The following is a 15,181-nucleotide window of genomic DNA, read 5'->3' on the forward strand; positions in this document are numbered from 1 at the left end:
ATCGCCATGAACGCCGCGACAAGCGCATTCGACCGCCGTCATATCGGCCTGTCCAAGGCGGATATCCGCGCCATGCTGACGAAGATCGGCATACCTTCCGTTGAGACGCTGATTTCCGAAACCGTGCCGGCGGCTATCCGGCTCGATCGCCCGCTCGACCTGCCGGAGCCCGCGAGCGAGGCGCAGGCGCTCGGCGAATTGCAAGCCGTGATGGCGCGCAACACGGTGAATAAGAGCTTCATCGGCCAAGGCTATCACGGATGCCACGTGCCGCCGGTGATCCAGCGCAACCTGTTCGAGAATCCGGCCTGGTACACCGCCTATACGCCCTACCAGCCGGAAATCAGCCAAGGACGACTGGAACTCCTGTTCCATTTCCAGACGCTTGTGGCGGAACTGACCGGCCTGCCCGTCGCATCCGCCTCGCTGCTGGACGAGGCGACGGCGGTGACGGAAGCCGTCGGCGTGGCGTTGCGCCATCATCGCGACAAGCGGCGCGAAATCGGCTTTGTCGGCGAACCGCATCCGCAGACACTCGATGTCGTGCGGACGCGTTGCCATGCGCTTGGCATGACCATCGCAGACGATATCGGCGAGAACACCGCTGCCGTGGTCGTCTCATGGCCGGATACCAAAGGTGTGTATGGCGATCATGAAGACACGATTGCGCGCGCGAAGGATGCCGGCGCATTGATCGTCGCCGTCGCCGATCCGCTGGCGCTGACGCTGCTCGAAACACCCGCGTCATGGGGTGCGGATATCGCGGTCGGCTCGATGCAGCGTTTTGGCGTTCCGCTTGGCTATGGCGGGCCGCATGCCGGCTATATGGCGGTGTCGGATGCGCTAACGCGGCTATTGCCGGGCCGTCTGGTCGGCGAATCGGTTGATGCCATGGGCCGGCCGGCCTACCGCCTGGCCTTGCAGACCCGCGAACAGCACATCCGCCGCGACAAGGCGACCTCCAATATCTGCACCGCGCAGGCGCTGCTCGCCAACATGGCGGCGGCCTATGCAATCTGGCACGGGCCGAAAGGACTGCGCGCCATTGCAGAGCAGGTGCACGGGTTGGCGGCGCGCTTCGCGACAGCCGCCGGCGTGACGGGCACCAGGTTCTTCGACAGCGTTACCGTCCCGGCTCCGGGCAAGGCGAAGGAAATCTCCAAGGAAGCGGAAGCCGGCGGCAGACTGATTCGCGTGATCGATGAAGACACGGTCTCGGTCACCTTCGACGAGACCTCGACCGACGCCGATCTTGACGCGCTGGCAGCACTTTTCGGCAAGAAACTGCCGGCTTCCGCTTCGGAAGCGCTGCCCCTGCGACGAGACGAAGCTCACTTCCTCACCCAGCCGGTCTTCCATGAAAACCGGTCGGAAACCGAGATGATGCGGTTCCTGCGGCGGCTCGCAGACAAGGATCTGGCGCTCGACCGGGCCATGATCCCGCTCGGCTCCTGCACGATGAAGCTGAACGCGGCAGCGGAAATGCTGCCGGTGAGCTGGAACGAAGTGGCCAATCTGCATCCCTTCGCGCCGAAGGCGCATGCGGAGGGCTATCACGCGATGTTTGCCGATCTGGAAAACTGGCTCGCGGAAATCACAGGGCTCGACGCGGTTTCACTGCAACCCAATGCCGGCAGCCAGGGCGAATATGCGGGCCTTCTTGCAATCCGGCGCTACCATGAATCGCGCGGGGACGATCAGCGCACCGTCTGCCTGATCCCCTCCTCCGCGCATGGAACGAACCCGGCATCCGCCCATGTCGCCGGGCTCGACGTTGTCGTCGTCAAATGCACGGATACTGGCGATGTCGATATCGGCGACCTGACGGAGAAGGCCGAGGCCAATGCGGACAGTCTCGCCGGACTGATGATCACCTATCCGTCGACGCATGGCGTCTTCGAGGAAGGTATCCGCGAAATCTGCGATATCGTCCATCAACACGGCGGACAGGTCTATCTGGACGGAGCCAATCTGAATGCACTCGTGGGGCTGGCGCGGCTCGGCGATTTCGGCGCCGACGTCTGCCACATGAATTTGCACAAGACCTTCTGTATTCCGCATGGCGGCGGCGGACCGGGCATTGGCCCGATCGGGGTCAAGGCGCATCTCGCTCCGTTCCTGCCAGGACATGTCTCTGAGGGCACCGACAATGCGGTGGCCGCAGCGGCTTATGGCAGCGCGTCGATCCTGCCGATCACCTGGATGTATATCCGCATGATGGGCGCGCAGGGCCTGAAACGAGCGTCGGAAATGGCGATTCTTTCGGCCAACTACATCGCGACGCAGCTCGAACCGCATTATCCCATTCTCTACAAGGGCCGGAAGAACCGTGTCGCGCATGAGTGCATCGTCGACACGCGCATCTTCAAGCACACGGCAAGCGTGACGGTGGAAGACATCGCCAAGCGCCTGATCGACTACGGTTTTCACGCGCCGACCATGTCCTGGCCAGTCGCCGGGACACTGATGGTCGAGCCGACGGAATCAGAACCGAAGGCGGAACTGGACCGGTTCTGCGACGCGATGATCTCGATTGCGGGCGAAGCCGAGCGGGTCATGCAGGGAGAATGGCCGCGCAGCGACAATCCGCTCATCAACGCGCCGCACACCGCCGACGATGTGCTGGCCGATGACTGGGCCCATCCCTACCCGCGCAAACTGGCTGCGACGCCCGGAGGCGATACGGCGGCCTCGAAATACTGGCCGCCGGTCGCACGCGTCGACAATGTGCATGGAGACCGGCATCTGGTGTGCACCTGCCCGCCGGTCGAAAGCTACGCGGCCAGCGGCTGAGGCGAAAGGTAGCGGCAAGCAGGCTTGTCCCGGCGCATCGCTAACCGCATATGCGCCGGGAAGGAGAAACCCGATGACGCAACCAGCCGACAAGAACCGTGCCATGCTGCTCGGCGCGGGCATTCTGGGGATCGGCGGCGTTGCGGCGGCCGCGGCAAGCGCGCATGCGGCGAGTGATCCGCGCTTGCTCGGTTCGGTAGCTCTCGTCTGTCTCGCGCACGCGCCAGCGATGCTGGCGCTTGGCCTTTCCGGCCGAAAAGACCTTATTCTCCGGCTCGCCGGCCTGCTGCTCTTTGCCGGCGCGGCCCTTTTTTCCGCGGATATCGCCATGCGGGCCTTTGCCGGCGACCGGCTTTTTGCCATGGCCGCGCCAAGCGGTGGTATCGCGATGATGGCGGGTTGGCTCGCTGTCGCGGCTTCGGCGTTCAGCCCGTCACGGGAAGCATGACGCCTGCCCCTGTCAGTTTTGGTTTCTGAACAGCTTCGTCTTTCCGAACATCGACTCGAGTTCCTCGATACGATCCTTGGACTCCTCCCACCTCGCCGCCTGAACGTCGGCGATCAGCGCTTCGACAAGCAACATGATGGCGATGGTCGAGTCCCAGCTCGACGGCGCCTCAACGAGCGCATGGAAGCAATGATCGGCAAGACGGCTGATCGGCGATCCCCACTGGTCCGTGAACAGGACAATGCTGCAGTCGCGATCGCGCGCCAGCCGCGCCAGCTTGAGCATGTCCGATTCGTAGCGGCGAATATCGAACAGGACGAGCACCGCCGTGTCGTCGATATCGAGCAGATATTGCGGCCAGACATTCGGCGACTGGCTGAGCAAAGTCACGTTCGCGCGAATGATCTGAAGGTGATTGAAGAAATAGTCCGCGTTTGACCGCGTGATGCGGCCGCCCGCCAGATAGACGTGGCGTTTCGGGTCGGCGAGGATCGAGACGACCGCGTCGAACGCCTCGGGGTTGAGACGTTGCAGCGTGTTTCGAATATTCGAGGAGACAGAGTCGGCGAACTGGTTGAGCGTGTGTTCGTCGGAGACATTGGCGCGCCCCGCGTCGCGCCGCGAAATCGGCTCCTTGATCTGCGCGGCGATTTCCTCTCGGATCGCGCCCTGCATGTCCGGAAAGCCATCGAAGCCGAGCTTCCGCGCCGTTCGGATCACGGTCGGCGTCGAAACGCCCGCCATTCGCGCCACCTCGGTGATCGATCCAAGGCCGGAAACCGGGTAATCCTGCAACAACACGCTGACCAGCTGACGCTCGGATGGCGTCAGTGTTTCCATGCGCTCCTGGATGCGCATTTTCACCGATGGCAGCGTTTCAGCCACGGGCGCTCCTTTCGTGTCGGGAGGTAACTCCGAAAATGTAGCGTTGTCTACTGAAACGATGTTGACAGAAACTTTTTTGTTGTAATGAATTATACGCATGGAAGCCCACGCACACAGAGCCGCCATCCTCGCGCCGTCAGAGGAACCTGCCGCCGAGGTCATCAACCCGGACGGCGGCGCGCCTATCGTGCTCGTTTGCGAACATGCCAGCGCCTACATGCCCGAGAGCACCGCCGGTCTCGGCTTGCGCTCGGAAGACCGGCTGTCGCACGCGGCCTGGGACATCGGTGCGCTCGCAGTCGCATCGCGCCTTTCCGCCCTGCTCGACGCCCCACTGGTCGCCTCGCGCGTCTCGCGCCTTGTCTATGACTGCAACCGGCCGCCGGAAGCGCCGGATTCCATTCCCGCGAGAAGCGAACTGATCGAGGCGCCCGCCAACGCCAACCTCACGACCGCCGAGCGGCAGGCGCGTATCGCGGAAGTCTACGAGCCTTTCAGGGCGCTTCTCACGGAAACCATCGTCGGTCGCGGACCAGCGCTGCCCGCGGTCGTCACGATCCACAGTTTCACACCGAGCTTCTTCGGCGTCGAACGCAAGGTGGAACTCGGCCTGCTGCACGACACCGACGACCGGCTGGCGACCGCCATGCTGGCCGCCGCACCGGAATTCACGTCACTGAAGACGGCCCTCAACGAGCCCTACGGTCCAAAGGACGGCGTCACCCACACCTTGAAAGAACACGCGCTGGAGGCCGGGCTTCTCAACGTGATGATCGAAATTCGCAACGATTTCGTCGCTGATGACGCAGGCGCCGAGCAGGTGGCCTCGTCGCTCGCCAAAATGATTGAACGCGGGCTGGAGGCATGTGAGCATCCGGTGCATTCAGCAGTCGGAAAGAGGCAGTCGGGATGAGTTCGCTTGCCCGCAGTTACGTGCGCATCGTGGATGCAATCAACCGCCGGCTCGGGCGGATCATGATGTACGGCATCTTCGTCATGATCGCGATCCTGCTGTGGTCATCGATCTCGAAGACCTTCTTTCTCCCTTCGCTCTGGACGCTCGAAACCGCGCAGTTCGCGATGGTCGCCTACTACATTCTCGGCGGCCCCTACTCCATTCAGTTGGGATCCAACGTGCGCATGGACCTTTTCTATGGCGGATGGTCCGACAAGACGAAGGCGTGGTTCGACTGCTTTACCGTGATGTTCCTGATCTTCTTTCTCGTCGTCCTGCTTCTCGGCGGCATCGAGAGCACGGAATACTCGCTGAAATACGGTGAACGCAGCCCGACCGCCTGGCGGCCCTATCTCTGGCCCATCAAGATTGCGATGTGCGTCGGCTTCGTGCTGATGATCCTGCAAAGCGTTTCCGAACTCATCAAGGACATCTTTCGCATCCGCGGAGAGGCCATCTGATGTCCTACGAGATGATCGCCATCACGATGTTCTCCGCGATGATGCTGATGCTGCTGACCGGGCAGCGCGTCTTCGGCGCGATCGGCTTCGTCGCGGCGGCGGCAGCCATCCTGCTGTGGGGCACGGGCGGCTTCAACATCCCCTTCTCCGCAGCCATGAAGCTGATGAAATGGTATCCGCTTCTGACGCTGCCGATGTTCATCTTCATGGGCTACGTGCTGTCGGAATCGAAGATCGCCGACGACCTCTACAAGATGTTCCACGTCTGGATGGGGCCGATAAATGGCGGGCTCGCCATCGGCACGATCCTGCTGATGGTGCTGATCTCGGCGATGAACGGACTGTCGGTCGCCGGCATGGCGATCGGCGCGACCATCGCCCTGCCCGAGCTGCTCAAGCGCCGCTACGACAAGCTGATGGTGACCGGCGTTATACAGGCCGGATCGTCGCTTGGAATCCTCGTGCCGCCATCCGTCGTGCTCGTGCTTTACGCGATGATCGCCCGCCAGCCGGTCGGACAATTGTGGCTCGCCGGGATCATTCCGGGCCTGCTGATGGCCGGGCTTTTCGTGCTCTACATCGCGATCCGCTGCCGCATCAATCCCGAACTCGGCCCGGCTCTGTCAAAGGAAGAGCGCGACGTGCCGATGGCGGAGAAGCTGAGGCTTCTGCGCGCCGGCATCCTTCCGCTTGTGATTTTCGCGACGATGATGGTGCCCTTCGTCAACGGATGGACCTCACTCGTGGAAAGTTCAGCCATCGGCGCGGTAACGGCATTCCTGGCTGCGGTCGTGAAGGGCCGGATGACAAAGGAAGTCTTCGAGACCTCCGTGCGGCAGACGCTGGCGATCTCCTGCATGTTCATGTGGATCATTCTCGCCGCGCTCGGTTTCGGCGCGGTCTTCGACGGACTCGGCGCGGTCAAGGCGATCGAGAGCTTCTTCACAGAACAGCTCGGGCTGTCTCCCTGGGCGATCCTCATCCTGATGCAGCTCAGCTTCATCCTGATGGGAACGTTCCTCGACGACACCGCCATGCTGGTGATCGTCGCGCCACTTTATATTCCGCTGGTGCGGGCGCTCGGCTTCGATCTGATCTGGTACGGCGTGCTCTACACGATCACCACGCAGATCGCCTACATGACACCGCCATTCGGCTACAACCTGTTCCTCATGCGCGCCATGGCGCCGCCGGAAATCGGTCTGCGCGATATCTATCGCTCGATCGTGCCCTTCGTCTTCGTGATGGTTTTCGCGCTGGCGATCGTGATGGCGTTTCCGCAGATCGCGCTTTGGCTGCCGGAACAGGTTTACGGGAGATAAGGAGACCCCGGTCCACGGGGCGAGTGCATAAACTCAGCAACCACCCAGGAGGTGACCATGACCACGAGACGCAGTTTCATCAAGAATGCCGGTATCGGCGCAGCCGGCGTTGCGGCCGGCAGCACCCTCGCCGCACCCGCGATCGCCCAGTCCAAGATCACGTGGCGGCTTCAGACCTATGCAGGTCCGGCGCTGGCCGAGCATGTCATCAAGCCGGCCGTCGACAGCTTCAACAAGATCGCCGGCGACGAGATGGAGATCGAACTCTTCACCGCCGATCAGCTGGTCCCGACCGGCGAACTGTTCCGCGCCATGCAGAACGGCACGATCGACGCCGTTCAGTCCGACGACGACTCGATGGCCTCGCCGACAGAAGTCACCGTCTTCGGCGGCTACTTCCCCTTCGGCTGCCGCTATTCGCTCGACGTGCCGGTGCTGTTCAACCAGTATGGCCTGAAGGAAATCTGGGACGAGGAATACGCGAAGGTCGGCGTCAAGCACATCTCCGCCGGCTCGTGGGATCCGTGCCACTTCGCGACCAAGGATCCGATCAACAGCCTCGAGGACCTGAAGGGCAAGCGCGTCTTCACCTTCCCGACCGCCGGGCGCTTCCTTGCACAGTTCGGCGTCGTGCCCGTGACCCTTCCGTGGGAAGACATCGAGGTCGCGGTGCAGACCGGCGAGCTTGACGGCATCGCCTGGTCGGGCATCACCGAGGATTACACGGTCGGCTGGGCCGACGTGACAAACTACTTCCTCACCAACAACATCTCGGGCGCCTGGATCGGCCATTTCTTCGCCAATATGGATCGCTGGAACGAAGTGCCGGACCACCTCAAGGAACTGCTGATGGTGACGTTCGAAAGCTCGCACTACTACCGTCAGCACTGGTATTGGGGCGGCGAGGCAAATCTGCGCGTCAACGGCGACAAGATGCAGCTGACGACGATCCCGGACGCCGAATGGCAAACGGTCGAAGACGCTGCCGTGAAGTTCTGGGACGAGATCGCGGCCGAGTCCGAAACCAAGGCAAAGGTCGTCGAGATCTTCCGCAAGTACAACTCCGACATGGCCAAGGCGGGACGTCCGTACCGCTACACCTGATCGGCATAAAACATCCAAGCGGCGGGGCGCATGTGCGCCCCGTCCTTCCGTTTGAAGAGGTTCCCCGAAATGCCCGGTAACATGACTTTCGACACGCTGAAGAAACTTGTCGGCGACGGCAGCATAGACACGGTGCTCGTCTGCATCATCGATATGCAAGGCCGGCTCATGGGCAAGCGTTTTCACGCGCAGAATTTCGTCGAAACGTCCTACGAGGAAACCCATTGCTGCAACTACCTGCTGGCGACGGACCTCGAAATGGCAACGCCGGACGGATACGCCTCGACGAGCTGGCGCTCCGGCTATGGCGATTATGTCATGAAGCCGGATCTCGATACGCTGCGTCCGGTGCCGTGGCTGCCCGGCACGGCCATGGTGCTGTGCGACCTGCTCGATCATCACACGCATGAACCGGTTCCGCACTCCCCGCGGGCCGTGCTGAAGCGGCAACTCGCCCGCCTCGAAGCCATGGGCTTCGATGCCATGATGGCGACCGAGCTCGAGTTCTTCCTGTTCGAGAAAAGCTTCGACGACATCCGCAAGGGCGGCTTCCGCGAGCTCGATCCGATCAGTGGCTACAACGAGGACTATCATATCCTCCAGACCACCAAGGAAGAGGCGATCATGCGGCCGATCCGCAATCATCTCTATGCCGCCGGCATTCCCGTCGAGAATTCCAAGGGCGAAGCCGAATCCGGACAGGAAGAGCTGAATATCCGCTACGCCGCGGCTCTCGATTGCGCCGATCATCATACGATCGCGAAACATGCGGTGAAGGAAATTGCCTGGCAGCAGGGCCACGCGGCGACGTTCCTTCCGAAATGGCACCACGACCGCGTCGGCTCGTCCTCACATGTCCATCAATCCTTGTGGAAGGACGGAAAGCCCGCCTTTTACGAGAAGGATTCCGAACTCGGCATGTCGGAACTCATGCGCAATTACATGGCGGGACTGATCGCCTATGCGCCGGATTACACCTTCTTCCTGGCGCCCTATGTGAACAGCTACAAGCGCTTCATGAAGGGTACCTTCGCCCCCACGAAGACCGTCTGGTCGGTCGACAACCGCACCGCCGGCTTCCGGCTCTGCGGAGACGGCACGAAAGGCATTCGCGTCGAATGCAGGATCGGCGGCTCCGACATCAATCCCTACCTGGCGCTCGCGGCCATGCTGGCAGCCGGCATCAAGGGAATCGAGGACAAGATGGACCTCGCACCGCCCACCAGCGGCGATGTCTATGAAGACAAGAAGGCGGGCGAAATCCCCTCCACGCTGCGCGCAGCCACGGAAACCCTGCGCAATTCCGCATTTCTCCGCGAGGCGATGGGCGACGACGTGGTGGACCACTACACAAGAGCTGCCGAATGGGAGCAGGAAGAGTTTGACCGCGTCGTGACCGACTGGGAAATCGCCCGCGGCTTTGAAAGGGCATAACATCATGACTGTATTGAAATGTATCTCGCCGATCGACGGCGCGATTTTTGCCGAGCGTCCGGTGGTTTCGCTGGCGGATGCCGAGGCGATGCTCGCCCGTGGCCGCGCCGCGCAGAAGGAATGGGCGAAACGGCCGCTGGCGGAACGCATCGCGGTTGTGCAGGCGGGTGTCGAAACACTCGGCGCTATGGGTGACGAAGTCGTCACCGAACTGGCGCACATGATGGGCCGCCCTGTCCGATATGGCGGCGAGTTCGGCGGCGTGAAGGAACGCGCCGATTACATGGCCGGGATCGCCGAGAGCGCGCTTGCCCCGATCGTCACCGAGGACAGCCCCGGTTTCGAGCGCCGCATCGAACGCGAACCGCACGGGATCGTCTTCGTCATCGCGCCGTGGAACTACCCCTACATGACGGCGATCAACACGGTGGCCCCCGCCCTGATCGCGGGCAACGCGGTCATTCTCAAGCACTCGACACAGACCCTGTTGGTCGGCGAGCGCATGGTGCGCGCCTTCGTCGAGGCCGGTGTTCCGGAAGACGTGTTCCAGAACATCTTCCTCGACCACCAGACAAGCGAAACGCTGATCTCGACGGGCAGCTTCGATTTCATCAACTTCACAGGTTCGGTCGGCGGCGGACGCGCCATCGAACGCGCCGCGGCGGGCACCTTCACACCGATCGGGCTTGAGCTCGGCGGCAAGGATCCGGGCTATGTCATGGACGATGCCGATCTCGACTGGGCCGTCGACACGCTGATGGACGCGGCGCTCTTCAATTCCGGCCAGTGCTGCTGCGGCATCGAGCGCATCTATGTCGCCGAGCCCCTTTTTGACGAATTCGTCGAGAAGGCAACAGCTTGGGCGTCGAATCTGAAGCTCGGCAACCCGCTCGATACGGAGACGACCATCGGGCCGATGGCCAATGTCCGCTTTGCCGAGACTGTTCGCGCACAAATCGACGACGCGATGTCGAAAGGCGCGAAAGGACTTGTCGATCCGGCACTGTTCCCAGCCGATGACGGCGGCGCCTATCTTGCGCCGCAGATTCTCGTCGACGTCAATCACGACATGGAAGTCATGCGCGAAGAAAGCTTCGGTCCCGTCGTCGGCATCATGCCGGTCAAGGATGACGAGGAAGCGCTTCGGCTGATGAACGACTGCAAATACGGCCTGACGGCATCGCTCTGGACGAATGACGCGGACCGCGCTGCGCGGATCGGGAGAAAGATCGAGACCGGCACGGTCTTCATGAACAGGGCCGACTATCTGGACCCCTCGCTGTGCTGGACAGGCTGTAAGGAAACGGGGCGCGGCGGCGCGCTGTCCGTCATCGGCTTCCACAACCTGACCCGGCCGAAATCCTACCATCTCAGGAAAACGAAATGAACCTCAAAGCCAACTGGTCCTATCCCACTGCAATCCGTTTCGGCGCAGGCCGCATCGCCGAGATCGGCGAAGCCTGCGCGGCGGCAAATATCAAGAAACCGCTGCTGGTCACCGACCGGGGCCTCGCCTCGATGGAGATCACCCTTCGCACGCTGGAACTGATGGACGATGCGGGCCTCGGTTCGGCAATCTTCGCGGACGTCGATCCAAACCCCACGGAAAAGAACCTCGAAGCCGGCGTGAAGGTGTTCCGCGACGGCGGGCATGACGGTGTTATCGCGTTCGGCGGCGGGTCCGGCCTGGATCTCGGCAAGATGGTCGCCTTCATGGCGGGCCAGACCCGGCCGATCTGGGATTTCGAAGATGTCGGCGACTGGTGGACCCGCGCCGACGCGGACGCCATCGTGCCGAATATCGCCGTGCCGACAACGGCGGGCACGGGGTCGGAAGTCGGCCGCGCCAGCGTGATCACCAACTCCGAAACCCATGTAAAGAAGATCATCTTCCATCCGAAGGTGCTTCCCTCGGTGGTGATCGCCGACCCTGAACTGACGGTCGGCATGCCTGCCAAGATCACGGCGGGTACCGGCATGGACGCATTTGCGCATTGCCTTGAAGCCTATTGCTCGCCGCATTTCCACCCGATGAGCCAGGGCATCGCTCTGGAAGGCCTGCGCCTTGTGAAGGAATACCTCCCACGCGCCTATGCCGACGGGACCGATATCGAAGCGCGTGGCCAGATGATGGCGGCTGCATCCATGGGTGCGGTGGCGTTCCAGAAGGGTCTCGGCGCGATCCACGCGATCTCGCATCCGATCGGCGCCGTCTACAACACTCACCACGGCACGACCAATGCGGTCGTGATGGCCGCCGTGCTCGATCTCAACCGGCCGGAAATCGAGGAGCGCATCGAGCGCGCCGCCGCCTATCTCGGCATCGAGGGCGGCTTCGACGGCTTCCGGGCTTTCGTGGTTGCGCTGAACGACTCGCTCGGCATTCCGAAAAAACTGTCGGAGATGGGTGTCGACACGTCCCGGCTCGATGAGCTGGTGCCCATGGCGCTGGATGATCCGTCCTGCGGCGGCAATCCGGTGACGCTGAACGCGGAGAATGTGCGCGCTCTGTTCGAGGCAACCATCTGACGACAGCCCGTCCCGATGGAATAGCCAGCGTCAATGTGCTGTAACGAAGGCGGGGTCCAGTGGCCCCGCCTTTCGTTTTCGGGGACCGACGTGACCGACAACCTCCAGACACCGCAGACCGCTTTCGATCACGAAACGGCGGCGACGCACATGGTGCGCGGGATCCCGATCGCCACGATGAAGACACCCGTGGACAGCGTCATTGCTTCGCTGCGCGGACGGAGATTCGACTGTGCCGACACGATCTTCGTCACCGATGACGACGGCCGACTGGAAGGCATTGTGCGGGTCAACGACCTGTTTCTGGAGACGGACTGCCTGATCGGGCAGATCATGGAGGAGGAACACGAAGCCGTTCGTCCCGACGACGATCAGGAGGCGATCGCCGTTCTCGCCATGGAACTCAACATGATCGCCGTGCCCGTCGTCGACGACGAAGGCCGGCTGATCGGGGCAGTGCCGCCGGAATCGCTCCTGAAAATCCTGCGCGCCGAGCACATGGAGGACCTGCAGCGCCTCGCGGGCATCACGCCGCATGAGCGTGGCTCCGATGTCGGTTTCGACGCGCCTCTCGGCAACCGTATCCGCAGACGCCTTCCGTGGCTGCTTTTCGGCCTTCTCGCGTCGTCGCTGATCACGATCGTCATGGCGGGTTTCGAGCATTCGCTGGCCGCCAATGTCTCTGTGGCCTTCTTCGTGCCGGCAATCGTCTATATCGCGGGGGCCATCGGAACGCAGGCGGTCTCCGTTGCTGTGCGCGGCCTGCTGGACGAGGATATCCCCATTTTCAAACTGCTGCGGGGCGAACTCGTCGTGGGCACCGGGATCGGTGCGGTGCTCGGCATCATCGCCGCCATTCTGGTCCTGGCGAGTTTCGGCGATCCCCGGCTCGCCGCAGCTGTCGGGCTGGCCGTCCTCGGCGGCGGCATCGTCTCGGCTGTTGTCGGGTTCGGGCTGCCGTGGGCCTTTACGCGTTTCGGTTCCGATCCGGCGCTCGGCTCGGGACCAATCTGCACGATCATCCAGGACGTCTCCAGCCTGCTGATCTACTTCTTCTTCGTCACGATCCTGCTCTAGATTTCGACCCGCACCGTGACCCCGAACTCCCCGACCATGGGCAAGGTCGCGGGGCGAGCCTAACCGCTTACCGCGACATCGCCCGGCACCCAGTCGACGCAGACCGGCAAATCCCGGTCGAGTGGCAGATGGACATGGGCGCCACTGCGCGCAGCGTGGTAAATCGCCGCGACAAGCTCTATGGAGCGCACACCGTCCTCGGCGGTCACCACCGGGGCCGGCCTGCCTTCCAGACTGTCGGCAATCGCAGCGAACTGGCCGACATATCCGGACGGCATCCGCGCGATTTCCGCCTCCATCTCGCCCAGCGCCGCATCGATCGACGGTTGCTCGTCCGGATTTCTTGCGGTGAATGTCCAGTCATCCTCGCCGGGCGCGTAGGGGTTGCGGCCGCTCTCCGCGCTCAGCCCGTCGAAGACGAGCCGCAGGCGCGACCGGTCGTCCGCGCCGCCCAGTGTGATCGAAGACGTCACCAACCCGCCCGACATGGTGCGCATCGAGATGGCGGCGCAGTCTTCCGTTTCGATCGCGTTGACACGGGTGTCGAGAATGGCCGCGACCTCGGTGACGGGGCCAAAAAACGCGGTGACGAGATCGTGGATGTGGATGGCGTGGCCGAGCACGGCACCGCCGCGTTCGCTTGCCCATTTGCCGCGCCAGGGCACGGCGTAGTAATCCGCGCCTCTGTTCCAGTGCGTTTCCAATGTCGCGACAAGAGGCTTCCCGGCAAGCCCCCTCTCCTGCAGCGCAGCAAGCTGGTAGAGGCCCCGGCCGTACCGATACTGGAAGATCGGCGCTAACATACGCCCGGCATCGCGCGCCGCCTCGAGCATTCGGTCGGCCTCCGCGACGCTTCCCGCCACCGGCTTTTCGCAGATGACGTGCTTTCCGGCAGCGAACGCCTTGAACGCGACCGGTCCGTGCAGGTGCGGCGGGAGACAGATATCGATGATGTCTATTGCCGGGTCCGCAATCACGGCATCCGCGTCGGAGACGGCGGCGCAATCCGGGGCTTTCGCCGCCAGAGCACCCGCCTTTTCCAAGTCGAGATCGCAGATCGCGGCCACGCGGTAGCGGTCCGGCAAGCCGAGATAGCCGTCCAGGTGCTTCGCGCCGATTCCGGCGCCGAGGATCGCGACATTCAGCATCATGCGCCCTTCAGATTGCCGAGCCGGGCGGCCTGTGCCTGCGCCTTCAGCGCCAGTTCCATGACCTTGAAACAATGCGCCTGGCTCATCGCCGTTTCGGTGCGGTCGCGAATGTCATTTGCGAGGTCGCGGAAATAGGTCAGCGGCGCGGCGGACCCGTCGATATGCTCGTAGCGCTCGCCATTGACCAGGAACACGTGGTCCGTGCCAGGGCGTCCCGCGATATCGACATATTTGCGTAGTTCGATGGTGCCTTTGGTCCCGAGGATCGTCAGGCGCCCGTCGCCCCAGGTCGGCAGCGCGTCGGGCGTATACCAGTCGACACGGATATAGCCCTGTCCCTTATCACTGCGCAGAAGAATCTCGCCGAAATCCTCCAACCCCGGATCGCCAGGATTGGCGAAATTGCCGACGCTCGACGCCACGATCTCCGCATCATCCGAACCGGTAAAGAAGAGGAACTGGTCGATCTGGTGGGAAGCGATGTCGCACAGCACGCCGCCATACTGATCGCACTCGAAGAACCAGTCCGGCCGGGTCGGCCGGTTGAGCCGGTGCGGTCCGAGACCGACCGTCTGAACAACGTCGCCGATGAGGCCTTCGCGGACGAGTTCCGCCGCCTTGCCGACCGCCGGCACTTCGAAACGCTCGGAAAAATCGATGGACCAGATGCGCCCCGTCTCGGCTACGACTTTCCTGATCTCGTCGAGTTGTTCGAGGGTCGTGCATCCCGGTTTGTCGGTCATCACGTCCTTGCCGGCGCGCATCGCCTCGATCGCACGCCCGGCACGGCGCGCCGGAATATCGGCTATCAGAACGAGATCGATATCCGGATCGTCGAGCAGTTCACGCCTGTCGGCGACACGCGGAATGTCGGGAAACCGCTTGACGAACCCTTCGACGGGTTGAGGCTCGCCCTCCGTCCACCAGCCCTTGCAGGTACAGCCGAGGTCGAGCATGCCGGCCAATTGGCCGAAGATGTGGCGGTGATCGATCCCGATCACGGCGAGTTTCAGGTCACTCAT

At 62.7% G+C, this 15,181-nt stretch carries 13 protein-coding genes; 10 read left to right on the top strand and 3 right to left on the bottom strand.

Features of this window, described 5'->3' with window-relative positions; translation table 11 throughout:
* The first annotated feature begins 6 nt into the window (after nucleotides 1-6).
* Complete coding sequence (gcvP, locus tag LC343_RS10095; RefSeq protein ID WP_223476994.1) at nucleotides 7-2,793, top strand: aminomethyl-transferring glycine dehydrogenase; 2,787 nt, start codon at nucleotides 7-9, stop codon at nucleotides 2,791-2,793.
* Nucleotides 2,794-2,866: 73 nt separating this feature from the next.
* Nucleotides 2,867-3,241, top strand: coding sequence for a DUF423 domain-containing protein (locus LC343_RS10100; RefSeq protein ID WP_223476995.1), 375 nt, complete (start codon nucleotides 2,867-2,869; stop codon nucleotides 3,239-3,241).
* A gap of 12 nt (nucleotides 3,242-3,253) precedes the next feature.
* On the opposite strand, the gene LC343_RS10105 is transcribed toward LC343_RS10100, so the two are convergent.
* Nucleotides 3,254-4,099, bottom strand: coding sequence for a MurR/RpiR family transcriptional regulator (locus LC343_RS10105; protein WP_223477277.1), 846 nt, complete (start codon nucleotides 4,097-4,099; stop codon nucleotides 3,254-3,256).
* A 124-nt stretch (nucleotides 4,100-4,223) separates the two neighbouring features.
* On the opposite strand from LC343_RS10105, the gene LC343_RS10110 reads away from it, so the two are divergent.
* From LC343_RS10110 to LC343_RS10145, 8 genes are all read left to right on the top strand, one after another.
* Entirely contained in the window at nucleotides 4,224-5,039 is an 816-nt protein-coding gene (locus tag LC343_RS10110; RefSeq protein ID WP_223476996.1) for an N-formylglutamate amidohydrolase, read from the top strand.
* Entirely contained in the window at nucleotides 5,036-5,542 is a 507-nt protein-coding gene (locus LC343_RS10115; RefSeq protein ID WP_223476997.1) for a TRAP transporter small permease subunit, read from the top strand. Before LC343_RS10110 ends, LC343_RS10115 begins: the two co-directional genes overlap by 4 nt.
* The gene (locus LC343_RS10120; protein ID WP_223476998.1) at nucleotides 5,542-6,864 is read left to right on the top strand and encodes a TRAP transporter large permease; all 1,323 of its coding nucleotides are present in this window, start codon (nucleotides 5,542-5,544) and stop codon (nucleotides 6,862-6,864) included. Before LC343_RS10115 ends, LC343_RS10120 begins: the two co-directional genes overlap by 1 nt.
* A 57-nt stretch (nucleotides 6,865-6,921) precedes the next feature.
* On the top strand, nucleotides 6,922-7,968 hold the full coding sequence (locus tag LC343_RS10125) for a TRAP transporter substrate-binding protein (RefSeq protein ID WP_223476999.1): 1,047 nt from the start codon (nucleotides 6,922-6,924) through the stop codon (nucleotides 7,966-7,968).
* A 69-nt stretch (nucleotides 7,969-8,037) separates the two neighbouring features.
* Entirely contained in the window at nucleotides 8,038-9,402 is a 1,365-nt protein-coding gene (locus tag LC343_RS10130) for a glutamine synthetase family protein (protein WP_223477000.1), read from the top strand.
* Nucleotides 9,403-9,406: 4 nt separating this feature from the next.
* Nucleotides 9,407-10,789, top strand: coding sequence for an aldehyde dehydrogenase family protein (locus tag LC343_RS10135; protein WP_223477001.1), 1,383 nt, complete (start codon nucleotides 9,407-9,409; stop codon nucleotides 10,787-10,789).
* Nucleotides 10,786-11,931, top strand: a complete 1,146-nt coding sequence (locus LC343_RS10140; protein ID WP_223477002.1) for an iron-containing alcohol dehydrogenase — start codon at nucleotides 10,786-10,788, stop codon at nucleotides 11,929-11,931. The genes LC343_RS10135 and LC343_RS10140 overlap by 4 nt, the downstream gene beginning before the upstream one ends.
* A 90-nt stretch (nucleotides 11,932-12,021) precedes the next feature.
* A complete protein-coding gene (locus LC343_RS10145; RefSeq protein WP_223477003.1) occupies nucleotides 12,022-13,008 on the top strand; it encodes a magnesium transporter in 987 nt (328 codons plus the stop codon).
* A gap of 59 nt (nucleotides 13,009-13,067) precedes the next feature.
* On the opposite strand, the gene LC343_RS10150 is transcribed toward LC343_RS10145, so the two are convergent.
* Together LC343_RS10150 and LC343_RS10155 are read right to left on the bottom strand one after the other, a co-directional pair.
* Nucleotides 13,068-14,159, bottom strand: coding sequence for a Gfo/Idh/MocA family protein (locus LC343_RS10150; RefSeq protein ID WP_223477004.1), 1,092 nt, complete (start codon nucleotides 14,157-14,159; stop codon nucleotides 13,068-13,070).
* Nucleotides 14,156-15,181 carry a Gfo/Idh/MocA family protein gene (locus tag LC343_RS10155; RefSeq protein ID WP_223477005.1) on the bottom strand — a complete coding sequence of 342 codons (1,026 nt, stop codon included), beginning with the start codon at nucleotides 15,179-15,181 and terminating at the stop codon, nucleotides 14,156-14,158. The genes LC343_RS10150 and LC343_RS10155 overlap by 4 nt, the downstream gene beginning before the upstream one ends.

The sequence above is a fragment of the Oricola indica genome, assembly GCF_019966595.1.
GTDB classification, from domain to species: Bacteria; Pseudomonadota; Alphaproteobacteria; order Rhizobiales; family Rhizobiaceae; genus Oricola; species Oricola indica.

What these genes read in the sequence shown, in the direction of transcription:
- gcvP (WP_223476994.1), top strand. Translation starts at nt 7, where the DNA reads ATGAACGCCGCGACAAGCGCATTCGACCGCCGTCATATCGGCCTGTCC.
- LC343_RS10100 (WP_223476995.1), top strand. Translation starts at nt 2,867, where the DNA reads ATGACGCAACCAGCCGACAAGAACCGTGCCATGCTGCTCGGCGCGGGC.
- LC343_RS10105 (WP_223477277.1), bottom strand. Translation starts at nt 4,099, where the DNA reads ATGCGCATCCAGGAGCGCATGGAAACACTGACGCCATCCGAGCGTCAG.
- LC343_RS10110 (WP_223476996.1), top strand. Translation starts at nt 4,224, where the DNA reads ATGGAAGCCCACGCACACAGAGCCGCCATCCTCGCGCCGTCAGAGGAA.
- LC343_RS10115 (WP_223476997.1), top strand. Translation starts at nt 5,036, where the DNA reads ATGAGTTCGCTTGCCCGCAGTTACGTGCGCATCGTGGATGCAATCAAC.
- LC343_RS10120 (WP_223476998.1), top strand. Translation starts at nt 5,542, where the DNA reads ATGTCCTACGAGATGATCGCCATCACGATGTTCTCCGCGATGATGCTG.
- LC343_RS10125 (WP_223476999.1), top strand. Translation starts at nt 6,922, where the DNA reads ATGACCACGAGACGCAGTTTCATCAAGAATGCCGGTATCGGCGCAGCC.
- LC343_RS10130 (WP_223477000.1), top strand. Translation starts at nt 8,038, where the DNA reads ATGCCCGGTAACATGACTTTCGACACGCTGAAGAAACTTGTCGGCGAC.
- LC343_RS10135 (WP_223477001.1), top strand. Translation starts at nt 9,407, where the DNA reads ATGACTGTATTGAAATGTATCTCGCCGATCGACGGCGCGATTTTTGCC.
- LC343_RS10140 (WP_223477002.1), top strand. Translation starts at nt 10,786, where the DNA reads ATGAACCTCAAAGCCAACTGGTCCTATCCCACTGCAATCCGTTTCGGC.
- LC343_RS10150 (WP_223477004.1), bottom strand. Translation starts at nt 14,159, where the DNA reads ATGATGCTGAATGTCGCGATCCTCGGCGCCGGAATCGGCGCGAAGCAC.
- LC343_RS10155 (WP_223477005.1), bottom strand. Translation starts at nt 15,181, where the DNA reads ATGAGTGACCTGAAACTCGCCGTGATCGGGATCGATCACCGCCACATC.